The organism is Rhizobium sp. N731, assembly GCF_001664145.1.
GTDB lineage: Bacteria > Pseudomonadota > Alphaproteobacteria > Rhizobiales > Rhizobiaceae > Rhizobium > Rhizobium esperanzae.
The window spans coordinates 2639031-2654050 of sequence record NZ_CP013601.1; the positions used below are offsets into that span (position 1 = coordinate 2639031).

General features: G+C 61.4%; 14 protein-coding genes. 9 read left to right on the plus strand and 5 right to left on the minus strand.

Features of this window, described 5'->3' with window-relative positions:
* Nucleotides 1-343: 343 nt before the first annotated feature.
* From AMK02_RS13030 to dusA, 4 genes are all read left to right on the plus strand, one after another.
* Entirely contained in the window at nucleotides 344-3142 is a 2799-nt protein-coding gene (locus AMK02_RS13030; RefSeq protein ID WP_064803339.1) for a metal-binding protein, read from the plus strand.
* A gap of 227 nt (nucleotides 3143-3369) precedes the next feature.
* Entirely contained in the window at nucleotides 3370-3837 is a 468-nt protein-coding gene (locus AMK02_RS13035) for a DUF3828 domain-containing protein (protein WP_064803340.1), read from the plus strand.
* 680 nt (nucleotides 3838-4517) lie between these two features.
* Nucleotides 4518-4730, plus strand: a complete 213-nt coding sequence (locus AMK02_RS13040) for a cold-shock protein (protein ID WP_064803342.1) — start codon at nucleotides 4518-4520, stop codon at nucleotides 4728-4730.
* 186 nt (nucleotides 4731-4916) lie between these two features.
* Nucleotides 4917-5918 carry a tRNA dihydrouridine(20/20a) synthase DusA gene (gene dusA, locus AMK02_RS13045; protein ID WP_064803343.1) on the plus strand — a complete coding sequence of 334 codons (1002 nt, stop codon included), beginning with the start codon at nucleotides 4917-4919 and terminating at the stop codon, nucleotides 5916-5918.
* A 126-nt stretch (nucleotides 5919-6044) separates the two neighbouring features.
* On the opposite strand, the gene AMK02_RS13050 is transcribed toward dusA, so the two are convergent.
* Nucleotides 6045-7001 (minus strand): S1C family serine protease, encoded by a 957-nt coding sequence (locus tag AMK02_RS13050; protein ID WP_064806204.1) that lies wholly within the window; start codon nucleotides 6999-7001, stop codon nucleotides 6045-6047.
* Between the two features lie 546 nt (nucleotides 7002-7547).
* On the opposite strand from AMK02_RS13050, the gene AMK02_RS13055 reads away from it, so the two are divergent.
* The 3 genes from AMK02_RS13055 to AMK02_RS30105 all read left to right on the plus strand — a co-directional run bounded on the left by AMK02_RS13055 (nucleotide 7548) and on the right by AMK02_RS30105 (nucleotide 9069).
* Nucleotides 7548-8384, plus strand: coding sequence for an alpha/beta fold hydrolase (locus tag AMK02_RS13055; RefSeq protein WP_064803345.1), 837 nt, complete (start codon nucleotides 7548-7550; stop codon nucleotides 8382-8384).
* Nucleotides 8385-8434: 50 nt separating this feature from the next.
* Nucleotides 8435-8665 (plus strand): hypothetical protein, encoded by a 231-nt coding sequence (locus tag AMK02_RS30100; RefSeq protein ID WP_082240303.1) that lies wholly within the window; start codon nucleotides 8435-8437, stop codon nucleotides 8663-8665.
* A gap of 188 nt (nucleotides 8666-8853) precedes the next feature.
* Nucleotides 8854-9069: a hypothetical protein gene (locus AMK02_RS30105; protein WP_082240304.1), complete on the plus strand. Its 216-nt coding sequence runs from the start codon at nucleotides 8854-8856 to the stop codon at nucleotides 9067-9069.
* Nucleotides 9070-9216: 147 nt separating this feature from the next.
* Here the strand turns inward: AMK02_RS30105 and AMK02_RS31730 are convergent, their stop codons facing one another.
* A complete protein-coding gene (locus tag AMK02_RS31730) occupies nucleotides 9217-10170 on the minus strand; it encodes a hypothetical protein (RefSeq protein WP_064803347.1) in 954 nt (317 codons plus the stop codon).
* 302 nt (nucleotides 10171-10472) lie between these two features.
* On the opposite strand from AMK02_RS31730, the gene AMK02_RS13065 reads away from it, so the two are divergent.
* The gene (locus AMK02_RS13065) at nucleotides 10473-10985 is read left to right on the plus strand and encodes a BA14K family protein (protein ID WP_064803349.1); all 513 of its coding nucleotides are present in this window, start codon (nucleotides 10473-10475) and stop codon (nucleotides 10983-10985) included.
* A gap of 141 nt (nucleotides 10986-11126) precedes the next feature.
* Nucleotides 11127-11714 (plus strand): GNAT family N-acetyltransferase, encoded by a 588-nt coding sequence (locus AMK02_RS13070; RefSeq protein WP_064803351.1) that lies wholly within the window; start codon nucleotides 11127-11129, stop codon nucleotides 11712-11714.
* 93 nt (nucleotides 11715-11807) lie between these two features.
* On the opposite strand, the gene AMK02_RS13075 is transcribed toward AMK02_RS13070, so the two are convergent.
* From AMK02_RS13075 to AMK02_RS13085, 3 genes are all read right to left on the minus strand, one after another.
* Entirely contained in the window at nucleotides 11808-12680 is an 873-nt protein-coding gene (locus AMK02_RS13075; RefSeq protein WP_064803352.1) for a DUF3313 domain-containing protein, read from the minus strand.
* A 104-nt stretch (nucleotides 12681-12784) separates the two neighbouring features.
* Entirely contained in the window at nucleotides 12785-14131 is a 1347-nt protein-coding gene (locus AMK02_RS13080; RefSeq protein WP_064803353.1) for a sensor histidine kinase, read from the minus strand.
* Nucleotides 14131-14802, minus strand: coding sequence for a response regulator transcription factor (locus AMK02_RS13085; RefSeq protein WP_020921608.1), 672 nt, complete (start codon nucleotides 14800-14802; stop codon nucleotides 14131-14133). Before AMK02_RS13085 ends, AMK02_RS13080 begins: the two co-directional genes overlap by 1 nt.
* Nucleotides 14803-15020: the final 218 nt, after the last annotated feature.

Here is a 15020-nt window from a genome sequence, read left to right on the forward strand (position 1 = left end):
CAGGCGGGAAAGCGACGCCGATAGTCAGGCGCCGACGCGCAATGCCCTAGCGCGTCAGGCGAAGACAACTTTTCACGCTTGCACCGCGAGCTTATCTCCGCACAGGACGCTTATGAATTAAAAGACTAAAATACGACTTTTGGTTTGCAAATTCGAAGTCCTTCCGCAGTATTTCAGCCTTACTTTTTCGTTAAAAAATCAAGAAAAAATCACAATTTTTCATTGAAAACTTCATTTATGATTGGCATAGATCCCCGAGAGGTTGTCGTCCGTTGAAACCAACAGTTCTTTCGGGGATTTCTCATTTTTCAGAGTAAAACGCATCTTTGGGGAAGTTTAAAATATGGCCTTGAATATTCTGGATACAAACGGCGCTACAATTACCAACACTGGCGCTGAATTCGAAGCCTACGACGTTATTCGCGACTCTGAAGCCAATCCTTCCGTACCTGTCTCTCTCACCGTCTCCGATTCCTCCGCGGCAAATCTGGCCGATGAGTTGGGTTCGGTATCGGCGAACGTGACCGGCTCGAGCGGTGACAACACGATCACAACAGGTGCCGGCAACGACACCATCTCAGGCGGCGACGGCGCGGACACGCTGAACGGTGGCGCTGGCGACGACACGATCTACGGCAATGCGGGCAACGACATATTGATCGGCGGCGACGGCAATGATCGGATCAGCGATGGCGGTTTTGGCTTTGTGCTCGGACCTGATGGCGGCCTGCAGCCAGAAATCGTCAACATTGACGGCGGCGCCGGCGACGATCTGATAACCGTTGAGCGATTCGCTCCATTGATATCGGGAACGATCGATGGCGGTGCGGGAATCGACACCTTGCAAGGCTCGGCGCTCCGCGGCCTGACGATCGAGAACGTCGAAGTGCTTGAACTGGCCGATTTCCAGGTAAGCGGCTCGAGCGCGCAGTTCGAGAGCTTTGATAGGATCGTCAGGTCGACCGACCCCTTCTTCAGTTATGACCCCTCGCTAGTGGTGACGGACAGCGCCCATCTCGATCTTTCCGACGAATTAGGAGATCTCGGAAGTCGTGTCCACGGTTTCTCCGGTATCGACATCAAGACCGGCGACGGCAACGATGAGTTCGCGGGAAGCGATGTCAACGACATTTTCGACGGCAGCGGCGGCAACGACGTCATCAATGGCCACGACGGCGACGATAAACTGACCGGCGGCGCCGGCGACGACACTATCGATGGCGGCGCGGGCATCGACACGGCGGCCTTCGCCGGCAATTTCGTCGATTATTCCTTCACGGTCGACAATGGCAGCCGCGTCGTGACGAGCGCGCTGGAAGGCACGGATACACTGACAGACGTCGAATTCGCGCGCTTTGCCGATGGCGTCTACGACTTCGCGACTGAAAGCTTCACGGTTAACAGCACCGAGCCGGGCACCCCGCTGAATATCCTGGACACTAACGGCGCAACGATTACCAAGACCGGGGCAGAGTTCGAAGCCTACGATCTCATCCGCGACTCCGAAATCAATCCTCTCGTGGCAGCTCACCTGGTCATCTCGGATTCCGGGACGGTAGACCTTTCGGACGAACTGGGCTCGGGCTCCGCAGATGTCACGGGCTCAGGCGGGGACAACGTGATCACGACAGGCGCAGGCAACGACACCATCGCAGGCGGCGACGGTTCAGACACACTGAACGGCGGTGCCGGAAACGATTGGATCAATGGCGGAGTTGGCAATGACACGCTGAATGGCGGTGACGGCAATGACCACATCTCCGGCGACATTGGAAACGATGTCATCAGGGGTGGCGCGGGCAACGATACGATCGACGATGGTAAGCTTTTCGGCCTGAACCCTGAGGTCGTTGACATCGATGCGGGAGACGGCGACGATTTCATAGCCGTAGAGACATTCGCTCCCATGAATTTCGGAACGATCGATGGCGGCGCCGGGATCGATACGCTACGAACCGGCTCGCTTCTGGGCCTGACGATCAAAAACATCGAAGTCCTTGAAACGGCAGGATATACCGTCGCCGGTTCGAGCGCGCAGTTCGAAAGCCTCGACAAAATCGTCTGGTCGACCGATCCGTTCGGCGATTTTCGAGCCTCAGTGGCCCTGACGGACAGCGCCCACCTCGATCTTTCCGACGAACTGGGAGATCTCGGATCTTTCGTAGCCGGCAATGCGTTCGGCATCGACGTCAAGACTGGCGGCGGTGACGATGAATTTACAGGCACCGACGGCAACGACATTTTCGACGGCAGCGGCGGCAACGACATCCTCAACGGCAATGCTGGCAACGACAAATTGACCGGCGGCGCCGGCAACGACGCCATCGATGGCGGCGCCGGTATCGACACCGCGCTCTTCTCAGGCAATTTCGCCAATTATTCCTTCGCGGTGAACAATGGCGATCACATCCTGACGAGCGCCGCCGAAGGGACGGATACGCTGACAGACGTCGAATTCGCCCGCTTTGCCGATGGCATCTACGATTTCGCCACGGAAAGCTTCACGCCCAAAAGCAACGCCGCGCCGACCAATATTCAGCTCTCGAAAACCGCCCTCTCCGAGGACACACCGATCTGGACAACGGTTGGTCTGCTCAGCGCCAAGGATGCCGACGGCGACACCCTCACCTACACGTTGCTCGACGGCGCCGACGATCACTTCCGGCTGAAGGGCAATCGAATCGTCACCTCGAAGGCGCTGGACTACGAGACGGCCAAGTCGCACACGATCAAGGTCGCCGTCTCCGACGGTAAGGTCACGGTCGAAAAGGACATCACGATCAACGTGCTCGATGTCAACGAAGCCCCGGTCAATCAGGCGCCGATCAAGCTCTCGTTCTCGCGCAGTTCGATCTCCGAGAATGTCGCAATCGGCACCTCGGTCGGCCTTCTCACAGCCGTCGATCCGGAGGGCGGCACGGTGAAATGGCGACTGACGGATGATGCCGACGGCATTTTCAAGCTCGTCGGCAACAAGATCCAGACGAAGGCTGCGATCGACTTCGAAAGCACCCACAGCCTGACCTTCACCGCCGAAGCCTATGACGCGGCCGGCAACATCACCAGCCACGACTTCACCCTCGCCGTGAAGGACATTTTTGAGCCGTCGTCATCCAGCCTGCTGCATGACACTTTGATCTAATCGCGGCAGGATAGTTGCCAGACGCCAAGATGTGCGCTGTCCGGGCCTTCAGCACCGGTGGGACTTGCAATCTGCAAGCCCCACCGGCTGCGATTTTCAGGCGCTTGCCTGCTGGCACCAGCCGGACGCGGCAAGGCAGGCGACCCGGCCGGGGCACCTCCGAAAATGCCGCTCCACCTCAACGGTCGTTTCGGCTATGATTCTCTGCCCATCGGAGGAGAGCCAGCATGCGTCTACCCACCGTCATCCTCGCCCTCGCCATTTCGGCTTTCGCGGCCCTGCCCGCCTTGGCGGAGACCTACAAGACGCCGAAGGCGCTGCTCAAGGCGCTTTACAGCTACGACACCGACAGGAGCGATGCCGAGGCGCCCTCGCCCTATTCGATCTTCTTTTCCGACCATCTGAACAAACTTCTCCAGGCCGATCTCGACAACACGCCCGAGGGTGATGTCGGCGCGGTCGATTTCGATCCCGTCATTGCAGGCCAGGACGGCGAGGCAAGCAACGTCAGGATCGGGCAGCCGATCCTGTTGGACGACAAGGCCGAGGTGGAAGTGCAGTTCGACAACGGCAAGGAGGTGACGCTTTTCTACACCCTCGTGCGCGAGCATGGCGGCTGGAAGGTCGACGACATCGCCGATCAGCAGGGCGATAATCCCTGGAGCCTCAGTGCACTGCTGGGGGATGCGCAGTAAAACCGCAGGCACCAAAGAGCGCCCTCATGGTGAGGAGGCCCAAGAGGCCGCCTCGAACCACGAGGGCGGGCGCGCAAACGCCTTACCTGCATTCCACAAACCCTATGCAGAATCGAAGGCAATGGCGCCGGTGGCCGCCCCCGTCCTTCGCGGCTTCGCCCTGCGGGCTACGCACCTCGGGATGAGGGCGGAACAAAGACGGCGCCAGGAACACCGGAGGCAGGCTCTGCGATCCTCACCATGAGGGCTGATCGATGTGGCCTGCCGCTCCGCAAAATCCATGCCCGGCCACCGAAGCACCCCTCATCCCGTTTCGGCACGGAATCCCGCAATGGCACAGGCATGCAAGGATCCGCTAACTTTTTGTCAAGTATCTGAATCTTCGGCATTTCCTGTCATTATGAAGGTCATGCCACAATAATGCCGCTTGCTTTTTGCCCGAAATGCTGGCACGAATTCACTCACTCGGGCATTTGCATGCCGGTGACTGGACTGATGTGGTAATCCCTTCCCTCACGGAAGGGGGCGCGGGAATCCCCGCCTGCGTAGACGTTCTTTCCCCGTACGTGACTTCTCCGACTGACCCTTCGTCCCCAACCCCAATCGGGACGAAAGCTAAAGCCGTCCGCTTCCTCTCGGGGGCGCGGATAAACACAGACTAAGGGAAAAGGACTATCCCAATGGCCACCAAAGGCATCGTAAAATTCTTCAACCAGGACAAGGGTTTTGGTTTCATCACGCCGGACGGCGGCGCAAAGGACGTTTTCGTCCACATCTCGGCGCTGCAGGCTTCTGGCATCCAGTCGCTGCGCGAAGGCCAGCAGGTCACCTTCGACACCGAGCCGGACCGCATGGGCAAGGGCCCGAAGGCTGTCAACATCTCGGCTTCGTAAGCTAAATTATCGCTTCGGCGGCAGGAACGGCGCTCTGAAAGGGGCGCCGTTTTTGTTTGCCACGCCTGGATTTGTCGATCGCAAGGCCAGGTGTTATATGCGCCCTTAATGATGATCTCGCCGGAGCGGCGATGCAGGGCACCAACATTGAGGCGCGCCGTGGCTACAAGGAACAATGGACCGTCGATGACTGAGAAGAGGCCGATATTTGCGGTGGCCCCGATGATCGACTGGACGGATCGGCATTGCCGTTATTTCCACCGCCAGATCAGCCGGCAGGCGCTGCTCTATACAGAGATGGTGGTGGCCGACGCCATCATCCATGGCCCGCGCGAGAGGCTGCTCGGCCACGACGCCGCGGAACATCCGCTGGCGCTGCAGCTTGGCGGATCGGATCCGGTCAAACTCGCCGAGGCGGTGAAAATCGCCGAACCCTATGGCTATGACGAGATCAACCTCAATGTCGGCTGCCCCTCCGACCGTGTGCAATCGGGCACCTTCGGCGCCTGCCTGATGCTGACGCCGGAGACGGTGGCCGAATGCGTCGCGGCGATGAAGGCGGTCGCGACCGCGCCCGTGACGGTGAAATGCCGGATCGGCGTCGACGAGCAGGAGCCGGAAGAGGCGTTGCCGGAACTCATCACCCGCGTTCTCGATGCCGGCGCCGATGCGATCTGGATCCATGCCCGCAAGGCCTGGCTGAAGGGCTTGAGCCCGAAGGAGAATCGCGAGATTCCGCCGCTTGATTACGAGATCGTCTACCGGATGAAACAGCGCTGGCCCGATGTGTTCATCGGCATCAACGGCGGCATCCGCACGCTCGACGAGGCCGCCCAGCATCTCACCCACGTCGACGGCGTCATGCTCGGCCGGGCCGCCTACCAGAACGCGGCGATCCTCGCCGACATCGACCGGCGCTTCTTCGGCGCGCCGGCGGCCGAGCCCGATTGGCAGGCGCTGTGCGACCGGATGATGGCCTATGCCGAGCGCCATATCGCCGGCGGCGGCCGGCTGCAACAGGTTGCCCGGCACATGGTCGGCCTCTTCACCGGCCTGCCCGGGGCGCGTCGCTATCGTCAAATCCTCTCCACCGACGCGGTAAAAAACGGTGCCGGACCGGAGGTGCTGGCGGCAGCCTTCGCGGCAGTGGATTTCTCCGGGACGGAGCCGGCGGCGGTCAGCGCCTGACGGAACGGAACGTTGTCTGTGTTTCCACCGGCAAGTGATGGCCGGCGCCTGGAGCGGGCCTTCTCAACGAGCCGGTCGCGGTCGCGCGCTCATTCGGTAAGTCGCGGCTGTCGGTGGCAACAGTCATCATGACCGCGGCATCGGCAGCAATATCTTCTTCTCGATCCGGCCGGCCACCGAAAACACCAGAATCTCCGTCTCTTTGCCGATCCTGCTGCCATCCATCAGTCTGACGATATCGTCGACGCCGCCGACCGGGCTGCCGTCGATGGCGAGGATGTAATCGCCCTCCTGCAGCCCGCCCTTTGCCGCCGGCCCCTCCGGTTCGACCCTGCGGACGCGGACGGATGTCGTTTGAACCGTACCAGCAGCAAGTGCGACCCGTCGCGGCAGCACGATCGTGTCGCCTGCTATGCCGATGAAGGCGCGCCTGACCTGACCATAGCGAAGAATCTCCGACACCACGAAATTGGCGGTGTTCGATGCAACGGCAAAGGCGATGCTCTGTGCGCCCTGGATGACGGCGGTGTTGACGCCGATGACCTCGCCGCCGGAAGACACCAGCGGCCCGCCGGAATTACCCGGATTGAGCGCGGCATCGGTCTGGATGACATCCTCCATCAGCCGGCCGCTGGCCGCCCGCATCGACCGGCCCAGCGCCGAGACGATACCGGCAGTGACGGTCCATTCGAAGCCCAGCGGATTTCCGATCGCGATCGCGATATGGCCCCTGCGCAGGCGCTGGGAATCCCCGAGCCTCGCCCAGGCGCCGGTGCTGGTGTTGGCGCGAATGAGGGCGATATCGGTATCGACATCCCGGCCGAGCACCCGACCTTCGGTGACGAATCCATCAGGCGTGGTGATGCGAACGACCTTGGCGTCGTCGACGACATGGCTGTTGGTGATGATCAGGCCGTCAGGCGAGACAGCGAATCCCGACCCGTGCCCCTGCCGCCCACCCAACCGCTCGATCCGGCTGACGGCCGGGCCGACCGTGTCGACTGCTGCTGCGATCGATTGCGAATAGGCATCGACCAGCGCCCCGTCATTCTGGGGCGCTATATCCTTATCCATGTAACCCATGTTCTGATCCTCAGGCGGCAGACGGCCGTCCCGCGCCGGCAAAGCAATCGCGGATGCGATCGTCGCCATGACGTTGTTGTGAGGGATTAGATGGTTGGGCGTCGATCCCCGTTCAAGTGAGCGCCAGCGGACTGCATCCGGCGCAACATAATCGAAGGCGAAACACACCTACCCGAACGTATAGATTGCACGAAAGGGAATAAAGTGGCTCATTGCGGATATTGCCCGTTAGTTCGGCCGCCTTCACTGCGCTGCCCAGCTACCGTGATCAAGGAATGTCGCAGCGCGAAGCAGTCGGGCAAGGACCGCCCTATTGCGTCGCCGTCACCGGTTAACAGGGCACTGAGCGTCCTGGCAACTGACCATGCAAACTTCTGTCATATCAATAGAGTAGAACGAGGCATTCAATAAGCACATCATCATATTGTCGATTCCATCCCCAGGCGCGACTTTCTTATCCCGTCATTGGCGTCACGGCGCTCGTGGCGCTGCCGATCCCGCCTGCCGCAGCCTGTTTAGTCAAATCCAACCACAAGGAGCCATGAGATGAGCACAGTCACAACGAAGGACGGCGTCGAGATTTTCTACAAGGACTGGGGACCGAAGAGCGCCCAGCCGATCATGTTCCATCACGGCTGGCCGCTGTGCTCCGACGACTGGGACGCCCAGATGCTGTTCTTCCTCGACAATGGTTACCGCGTCGTCGCCCATGATCGGCGTGGCCACGGCCGCTCCACCCAGGTGGCCGACGGCCACGACATGAATCATTACGCGGCCGATGCCGCAGCCGTCGTCGAGCATCTCGATCTCAGGAATACCGTCCATGTCGGCCATTCCACCGGCGGCGGCGAAGCGACCCACTATGTCGCCCGGCACGGCCAGCCGCAGGGCCGAGTCGCCAAGCTCGTCATAATAGGCGCCGTACCGCCGATCATGGTGAAAACCGATGCCAATCCCGGCGGCCTGCCGATCGCAGTCTTCGACGACCTGCGCAGGCAGCTCGCTGCCAACCGCTCCCAATTCTATCATGACCTTCCCGCCGGCCCGTTCTACAGCTTCAACCGGCCGGGGGCGAAAGTGTCGGAACCGGTCATCAACAATTGGTGGCGCCAGGGCATGATCGGCGGCGCCAAGGCGCATTACGACGGTATCAAGGCCTTCTCGGAAACCGACTTCACCGAAGACCTGAAGATCATTACCGTGCCGACCCTCGTCATGCATGGCGACGACGACCAGATCGTGCCGATCGCCGACTCCGCGCTGCTTTCGTCCAAGCTCCTGCAGAATGCGACGCTGAAGGTCTATGAGAAATTCCCGCACGGCATGTGCACGACCCATGCCGATATCATAAATCCCGACATCCTCGCCTTTATCAAAGGCTGATCCGACGTGTCGTCGGGCGCTGGCGAGGCGCCCGGCGGCCGCGCCGCTTTTTGGCAAAACGGTTTTATCATGAAACCGTTTTCGTCGATTTGCGTTTAGCGGCCATGAAAAGAGAACGTGAACCCTCATCAAAGGCTTACCGGCAGGATCGTTTCGAAAATACCGAGCGAGCCGCAAAGGAAACCATCGAGGCGGAGCAGCGGGCTCGCCGGGAAAAGACCAAACGCCTGAAAGAGCTGCGCCTGTCGCAGCAGGGCGGTAAGGATCCCGCGGCCAAATAGAGATATTCTCCCCGCCTATTCTGTCCGGCCGAGGCGCCGGTTGATTTCAGCTCCACCCCGGCGCCGCGTCTTGCCGCGGCTCCCATATTGTTCTGATTTCGGACGTTCGCCCATCTTGCGAAGCCAAGGCTGCGAAATTATCTTTTTGCACAATAGCGATTCACGGCATCCCAAAAGGGCTGATTGCGATGTCAGACAAGCTTTTCAGCACGCGTGACGAACCACTCGCCTCCGCAGATCTCGATATTTGCAGGCGTGTACATGAAGCCCTGTGTAGCGGGCTTAATATTGATAGAGCAGGCTGGGAAGCCGATCGTCTCGGAGCCCTGATCATCGAGCTTTATCGGCAGGGGGTGCATGATGAAGACCAGCTTCGACTGCTTGCCGGCGGGAAGCGAGTCTGACGGCGCGTGTCAGTTTCCCCGCGACACCTCTGCCCGTGATCCTCGTTTCAGACGCACAAAGGGTGCGCTAACGCTCTGAATCTAATTATGTATCGGCTCGAAAATCTATTCCGATTTCGAGCCGATACGCCAGCCACTTTCGGTGGTTTAGAGGCCGGTCGCCTCGGGACTCGTTGCTGTGGCCGAGGTTTCTGTTGAATCGACAGCCGGCGCCGACTCGGTCGTTCCCGATACTTCTTCCGTGCTGCCCGTCTCGGCTTCCGGCGTTTCCGCGGTCGCGCTAGGATCTGTCGTCTCGCTGCCCTCGGCGGTTTCGCCAGCCGGAGTCTCGGTTGCCGGAGTCTCCGTCGTCGGGGTCTCCGCCACCGGTTCTTCCGCGACCGGCGCCGCAGCCGCCAACGCGTCTCTCATCTGGTCGATCGTGCCGACAGCCGTGCCGATGCCGAGCGTGTCCTTGGCCCAGGCCAAAGCTTCGGGGGTGAGCGTGCCCGTCTTGGTCGCCGAAGCCAGTGCTGCCGTCAGAGCGGCGTCGCCGAGAACAGGATCGTCCGCCGGCGGGGCAACCCCGTTGGCCAGCTCATATTGAGCGTAAGCGGTAGCATACGCCGCAATTGCAGCCATACGCGGATCCGCCGTCTTCATGAGGGCATGGAAATTGCGTTTCAAGGAATTGAGACCGGCAAGCTGTGCTGCGGGTTTCTTGGCCGACTTTTCCGCGGGCGCCTTGACGGAGGTCGTCTTCTTGGCGCCGCCCTTCGTGGTCACGCTCTGCTTGGTCGTATTCGCCTGGCCTGTCTTGCCGCTGGACTTGTTCGAGCCATGGCCGTTCTCCGTCTTCCCGCCTGAGCTGGAGCTTCCCTTTCCGCCGCCGCTGCTATGGCTGCCGCCGCCGTTGCCGCCGCCACTGCCACCGCCGTTGCCGCCCCCGCCACCGCCGTGATCACCACCGCCACCCCCGTGACCACCACCGCCACCGCCGTTGCCGCCACCGCCACCACCTTTTGCGAAGGCGGGCGATGTATCGGTAAAGACGATGTTGAGGGGCGCAAGCGCAAGGCTGGTGGATAGACAGAGAAGGCCGATGATTCTGGAGAGCTGCATGGTCGTCTTTCTGACATTAAGGTGACGCGTTACATGTCAGGCATTGAAGCAGCAGCTCCATAAGAACCAGTTTAAGATCTACTTGCAATTTGAACTTCCTCCAGATTCCGGTCGTCGATAGCGTCCCTTGCGCGCTTTCAGAGAGGTGTAGCGCAGGAGAACCGCCGATCCGATCGCAATGATTCGGCCGCGCAGTCCATTGCGTTAGCGAATGCGCACATAGTCGGGTCCTGACCCTAAGAGAAACTTATTTTCTCGGTCCGCGTTATCCCTCCATACTTCCGTGACTCAAGGTGAGTGACATGAACAGATTCGCCATCATTGCCCTATCAATAGCGACGGCATTCTCCGGGACGCCGGCTACGGCAGGCCCAGCCTTCGTGCCCAGTCCGGTACAACAGGCGGTGCAGCCGACGCCTGACGGCAGCGATGCTCGGATCATCGCGGTCGGCTGCAACAACTTCACGAACTGCCCGGGCCAGTTCGATAATGGTCGGAGGTGGTACCCGAGGCGCCACTACTACCGCGATCGCCACTACTACCGCGATCGCGACTACTATCGGGACGACCGCTATGGCTGGGACCGCCGCTACGATCGCAGATGGCGGCGTCACCACGACAATACCGGCGCCATTATCGGCGGCTTGGCGGCCGGTGCCATCATCGGCGGCATCATCGCCTCGCAGCCTCGCGCCGCCTACAGCTCGCGCGGATACAGCTCGCACGCCGAGTATTGCTACGCCCGCTATCGGTCGTACCGCGCCTGGGACAATACCTATCAGCCGAACTACGGCCCGCGCCGTCAGTGCCGGTAATCCGAATCGCCGAACGCACGGCCAGCCTCGCATGAAGATGCGGGGCTTTTTGCTGTCGCGTAAGCGCTTCCCAGCAGCTCTCAGTCGTGCTTGTCTAGCGAGGATCGAACCATCCGAGCGGCTGCATTTGCAAGGGGACCTATGACATCAGGAGACACCGCAACGCCCTCCGGCTGCGTGGCCCTGCTTGCGCCGGATGTTGAAAATCTGTCAAGCTTCGAAGCAGCGCTTGCGGCCGGTTGGTCTCCCGACCCGCGCCGTGCCGGCGACCAGGCCTATATCGGCGGAGAACTCCAGCGGCTGCGCCAGGACAAATTGAAATTTCTCGACGATCTTAGTCCGGGCGACAGGCAGCGCACCGTGTCCGGGTCGCCGCTGACGGTTCTTCTCTTCTGGATCTGGGATGGTGAATTCTGCGGCAGCATCAACCTCCGCTTTCTTCAGGGCACAGAGCAGCTACCGCCCGAAGTCTCGGGCCATGTCGGATATTCGGTCGTGCCGTGGAAGCAGCGCAGCGGCCGCGCCACCGCAGCGCTCGGCCTCCTGCTCGATGTGGCGGCAAAACAAGGCCTCACCCGCCTCGTCGTTCTCTGTGACGAGGACAACGACGCCTCGCGGCGTGTGATCGAGCGCAACGGCGGGCAATTCTTCATGCGCGGTCCGCACCCTTCCGACAGGCCCGAGCGAACCAAACTCTATTTCTGGCTACATCCCGCACCCGCTGCCTGATAACACATCCGAGCGCTAGAGACGGACGGAGCAAGGCCGTCGCCCTTCTCCGTCCGTCCGATCAGCCCAGCTCGGGGTGGGCTGAGCACTCGATCAAAAGGCAGTCGCCGGCTTCGGCTTCTTCTCGGTCCATTGCGGCGGCGCGCCATATTTGGCGGCCACCATCCCGACCAGCCCAGGTTCGCGGCCGAAGGCGTCGCAGGCGACGTATTTCGGTTTTCCCCCGAGCCAGGATTTCATCCGCTGGCGCGAGGGAAGCCGGAGGTCCAATCCCTTCGGCTCCCTGCCTGCAATCAGCATACGGGAAAATTCGCTGCTGAATTTCCCGGCAAGGGTGTAGGCATCGCCCACCTCGGAAACGCGCGGGTTGTTCTGCAGCGAATTCGCGCCCCGCGCCCAGACCATCGCCGCGCGCTGCGCGCCCGACTTGTCGACCGCCTCGGCCTCCACAGCCAGCCCGCCGAGCCCGACCGGCAGGCGCGGCACGCCGACCGGCAGCGCCAAGCCGGTGCCGACGGTTACGACGGTGGAAACACCTGCCATTGTCTTGTTGGTTGGCACGATGTCGGTGACGACGGAGCGGATCGTCAGATCCGCGGGCTCGCCTGACGCCACCATCTGATACCGGTCGCTGAGGGAAATGCAGAGTGCCCGGTCGAGCGCATTGGAGACCATCGCCCGGTCTTCAGGCGACTTGATGCGAGTCGCGGCGCTGAAGGCGAAGCTCGTCGGTTCGATCGCGACCGTCTTTATCGGAGCGAGGCTGAGACCATCGACATAGACGCGCGATTTCGAGAGTTTGCCCTTGGCCGGCCCGAGATGAGAGTAGGACGTCAGCGTCCCGCCCTCCTTGAGCGGAACCGAGCTGCAGCCGGCAGCAGCCACGGCAAGCGCGAGCGGCAGGACTAGCGAAAAGGCCCTCGACACCCGTTTTGAAAGAAATGAAGTAAATCGATTGCTGCGCACTCCGCTTGGCCTCCGTCGCCGTTGATATCAGGCGAAAGTGGTGGCGAAGAATTGCCGCAGCATTACATTACTCGCGGCAACGCAGACTGCCGGAACAATTCGACTTATCCCAGTTGGATCGCCACCTCGGCCCCGGCAGCTCTGCGCTCGATGCGGACCTCGCCGCCGTGGTTCAGGACGATCTGCTTAACGAGGCTGAGGCCGAGCCCTGCCCCCTTACTTTTCGGGGTGACGCGGTAGAAGGGCTCGAACACCAGCTCCCGGTGCTCGGCCGCAATGCCCGGCCCCTCGTCTGCGACGCTGATCCGCCCGCCGCCGGCTGCCGACACAGAGACAGTGATCATGCCGCCGCCGCCGCCATGATCGATAGCGTTGCGCAGGAGGTTGCTCACCGCCCGCGGCAGGGCCGAAGGACTGCCCTTGCGTTTCAAGCTTTCGACCTCGCTCTGAAACGTGATCTGGTAACCGGCGCAGATCGCGAGCGGCGCAAGATCGGCCACCACGGTCCGGGCGATTTCGACCAGATCGACGGTCTCATGGAGATCGGTCGCCTGGTCGTTGCGTTCGAAATCGAGCAGCTGTTCGGCCGTCTCGGCCAGACGCGCGACGTCGTCGAGCAATCGCCGGCGCTCCTGCCCCTCGGCCGTTCCATCGATCCGCGTCTGCATGATGGCAATCGGCGTCCTCAGTTCATGCGCCGCATCGATCAGGAAGTGCTGCCGCTTGCGGTGCTCGTTTTCCAACCGGTCGAGCGCCTCGTTGAAGGCGATCACCAGCGGCGCGACCTCCCTCGGAATGCCTTCCAGCGGCAGGCGCGCATCGTAGCGGCGCGGTTCGATTTCCGATGCCTTGCGGGCAACTTCGCTGACGCTGGCAAGCCCGCGCCTGATGATCCTGGGAACCGCCAGAAAAACCGCGGGCAAGGCGACGGCAAACAGCGGCACGTAGATCGGATAAACCGCGCCCATCAGGGTAAGAACCGGCCAGCCTTTGTCGGCGACGCCGCCGAACAGCACCCGGAGTTCGCCGACCGGGGTCTCCGCGCTCTCGACCGAGGCGATCTCGTCCGTGCCGGCCGCCCCTCTGATGTCGGCCCCTTCGAACAGATAGGTCAGACGCGCAAGTTCGCTATAGGCTGCGGGAATTGTCCCATAGGATACGAAGGAGCCGTTCGTCGTGGCTGCAACATACCAGAGCCCGTCATATTCTCGTTTCAGCGCGTCGAGCTCCGGCGTATCTTTGACTTCGAGTCGCCCTTCGGCATCGAGTGAAACGGCCGGCGCCAGCACTGATGTGATATGGTCCTCCAGCGCGACATTCGGCGAGAGGATCGTCGCACCATAGAAGCAGAGCCCGATGGTGACGGCCGTCACCACGCCCGCGAAGACGAGGCTGAGCTGCCAGCTGAGCCGCCACCAGAGCGAAGGGTTGGCCTTGCTCCCCCTTCCCATCACTCTTCCCTCATGAGATAGCCGACGCCGCGGATATTGTGGATCGAAACCTCGGCCCCGGCATCGGTTAGCCGCTTTCGCAGCCGCGATATATGCGCATCGAGCGCATTCGACTGGATTTCTTCCTCATAATTGTAGACCGCCGCCTCCAGCGTCGAGCGCAGCACGGTCTTCTCCTTGCGCTTGGCGAGGGCGGCGAGCACCAGAAGCTCGCGCCGGGGCAGATCGAGCGGCGTATCGCCGACGGTAACGCTGAGATGTAAGGGATCGATCACCATCCGCCCGGCCGTGATCTTGAGTTCGGAAAGGTTCGGCTGCCGGCGCAGCACGGCCCTGAGCCGCGCCATCAGCTCTTCGACCAGAAACGGCTTGCCGAGATAGTCGTCGGCACCGAGATCGAGCCCTTCCACCCGCTGCTTCGGCTCGTTCAGCGCCGTCAGCACGATGATCGGCGTATCCCTCCCCGTTCGCCTGAGCTCCGGAATGAACCGCAGCCCCTCGCCATCAGGCAGGCGCCGGTCGAGCAGGATCGCATCATAGTGGTTCTGCCGCGTCAGCTCGACGGCATCGCCGAGATGCATTGTGTGATCCGTCACGATCCCATGCTTGCCGAGCGCCGCCGACAGCGCCCCGGCCAGCTCCCTCTCGTCCTCGATCAACAGAATCCGCATCGCCCACCATTCCTTGCGCCCAAGTTTCGGCCGCAGGGTTGCAGCAACATTGCGGAACTTGAAAGGCAGCCGGTCATGCTGCCGCAATTGTTGCCGCCGAGGATCGGGCATCACAATTCAGGACGTCAGCATGACCCGCTTCAAATCCATCCTCCGTGTCCTCGAGGCTTACTTCCTCTCCGCCTTCATCCTCGCCAGCCTGCTGGCGGGGCCGCTGG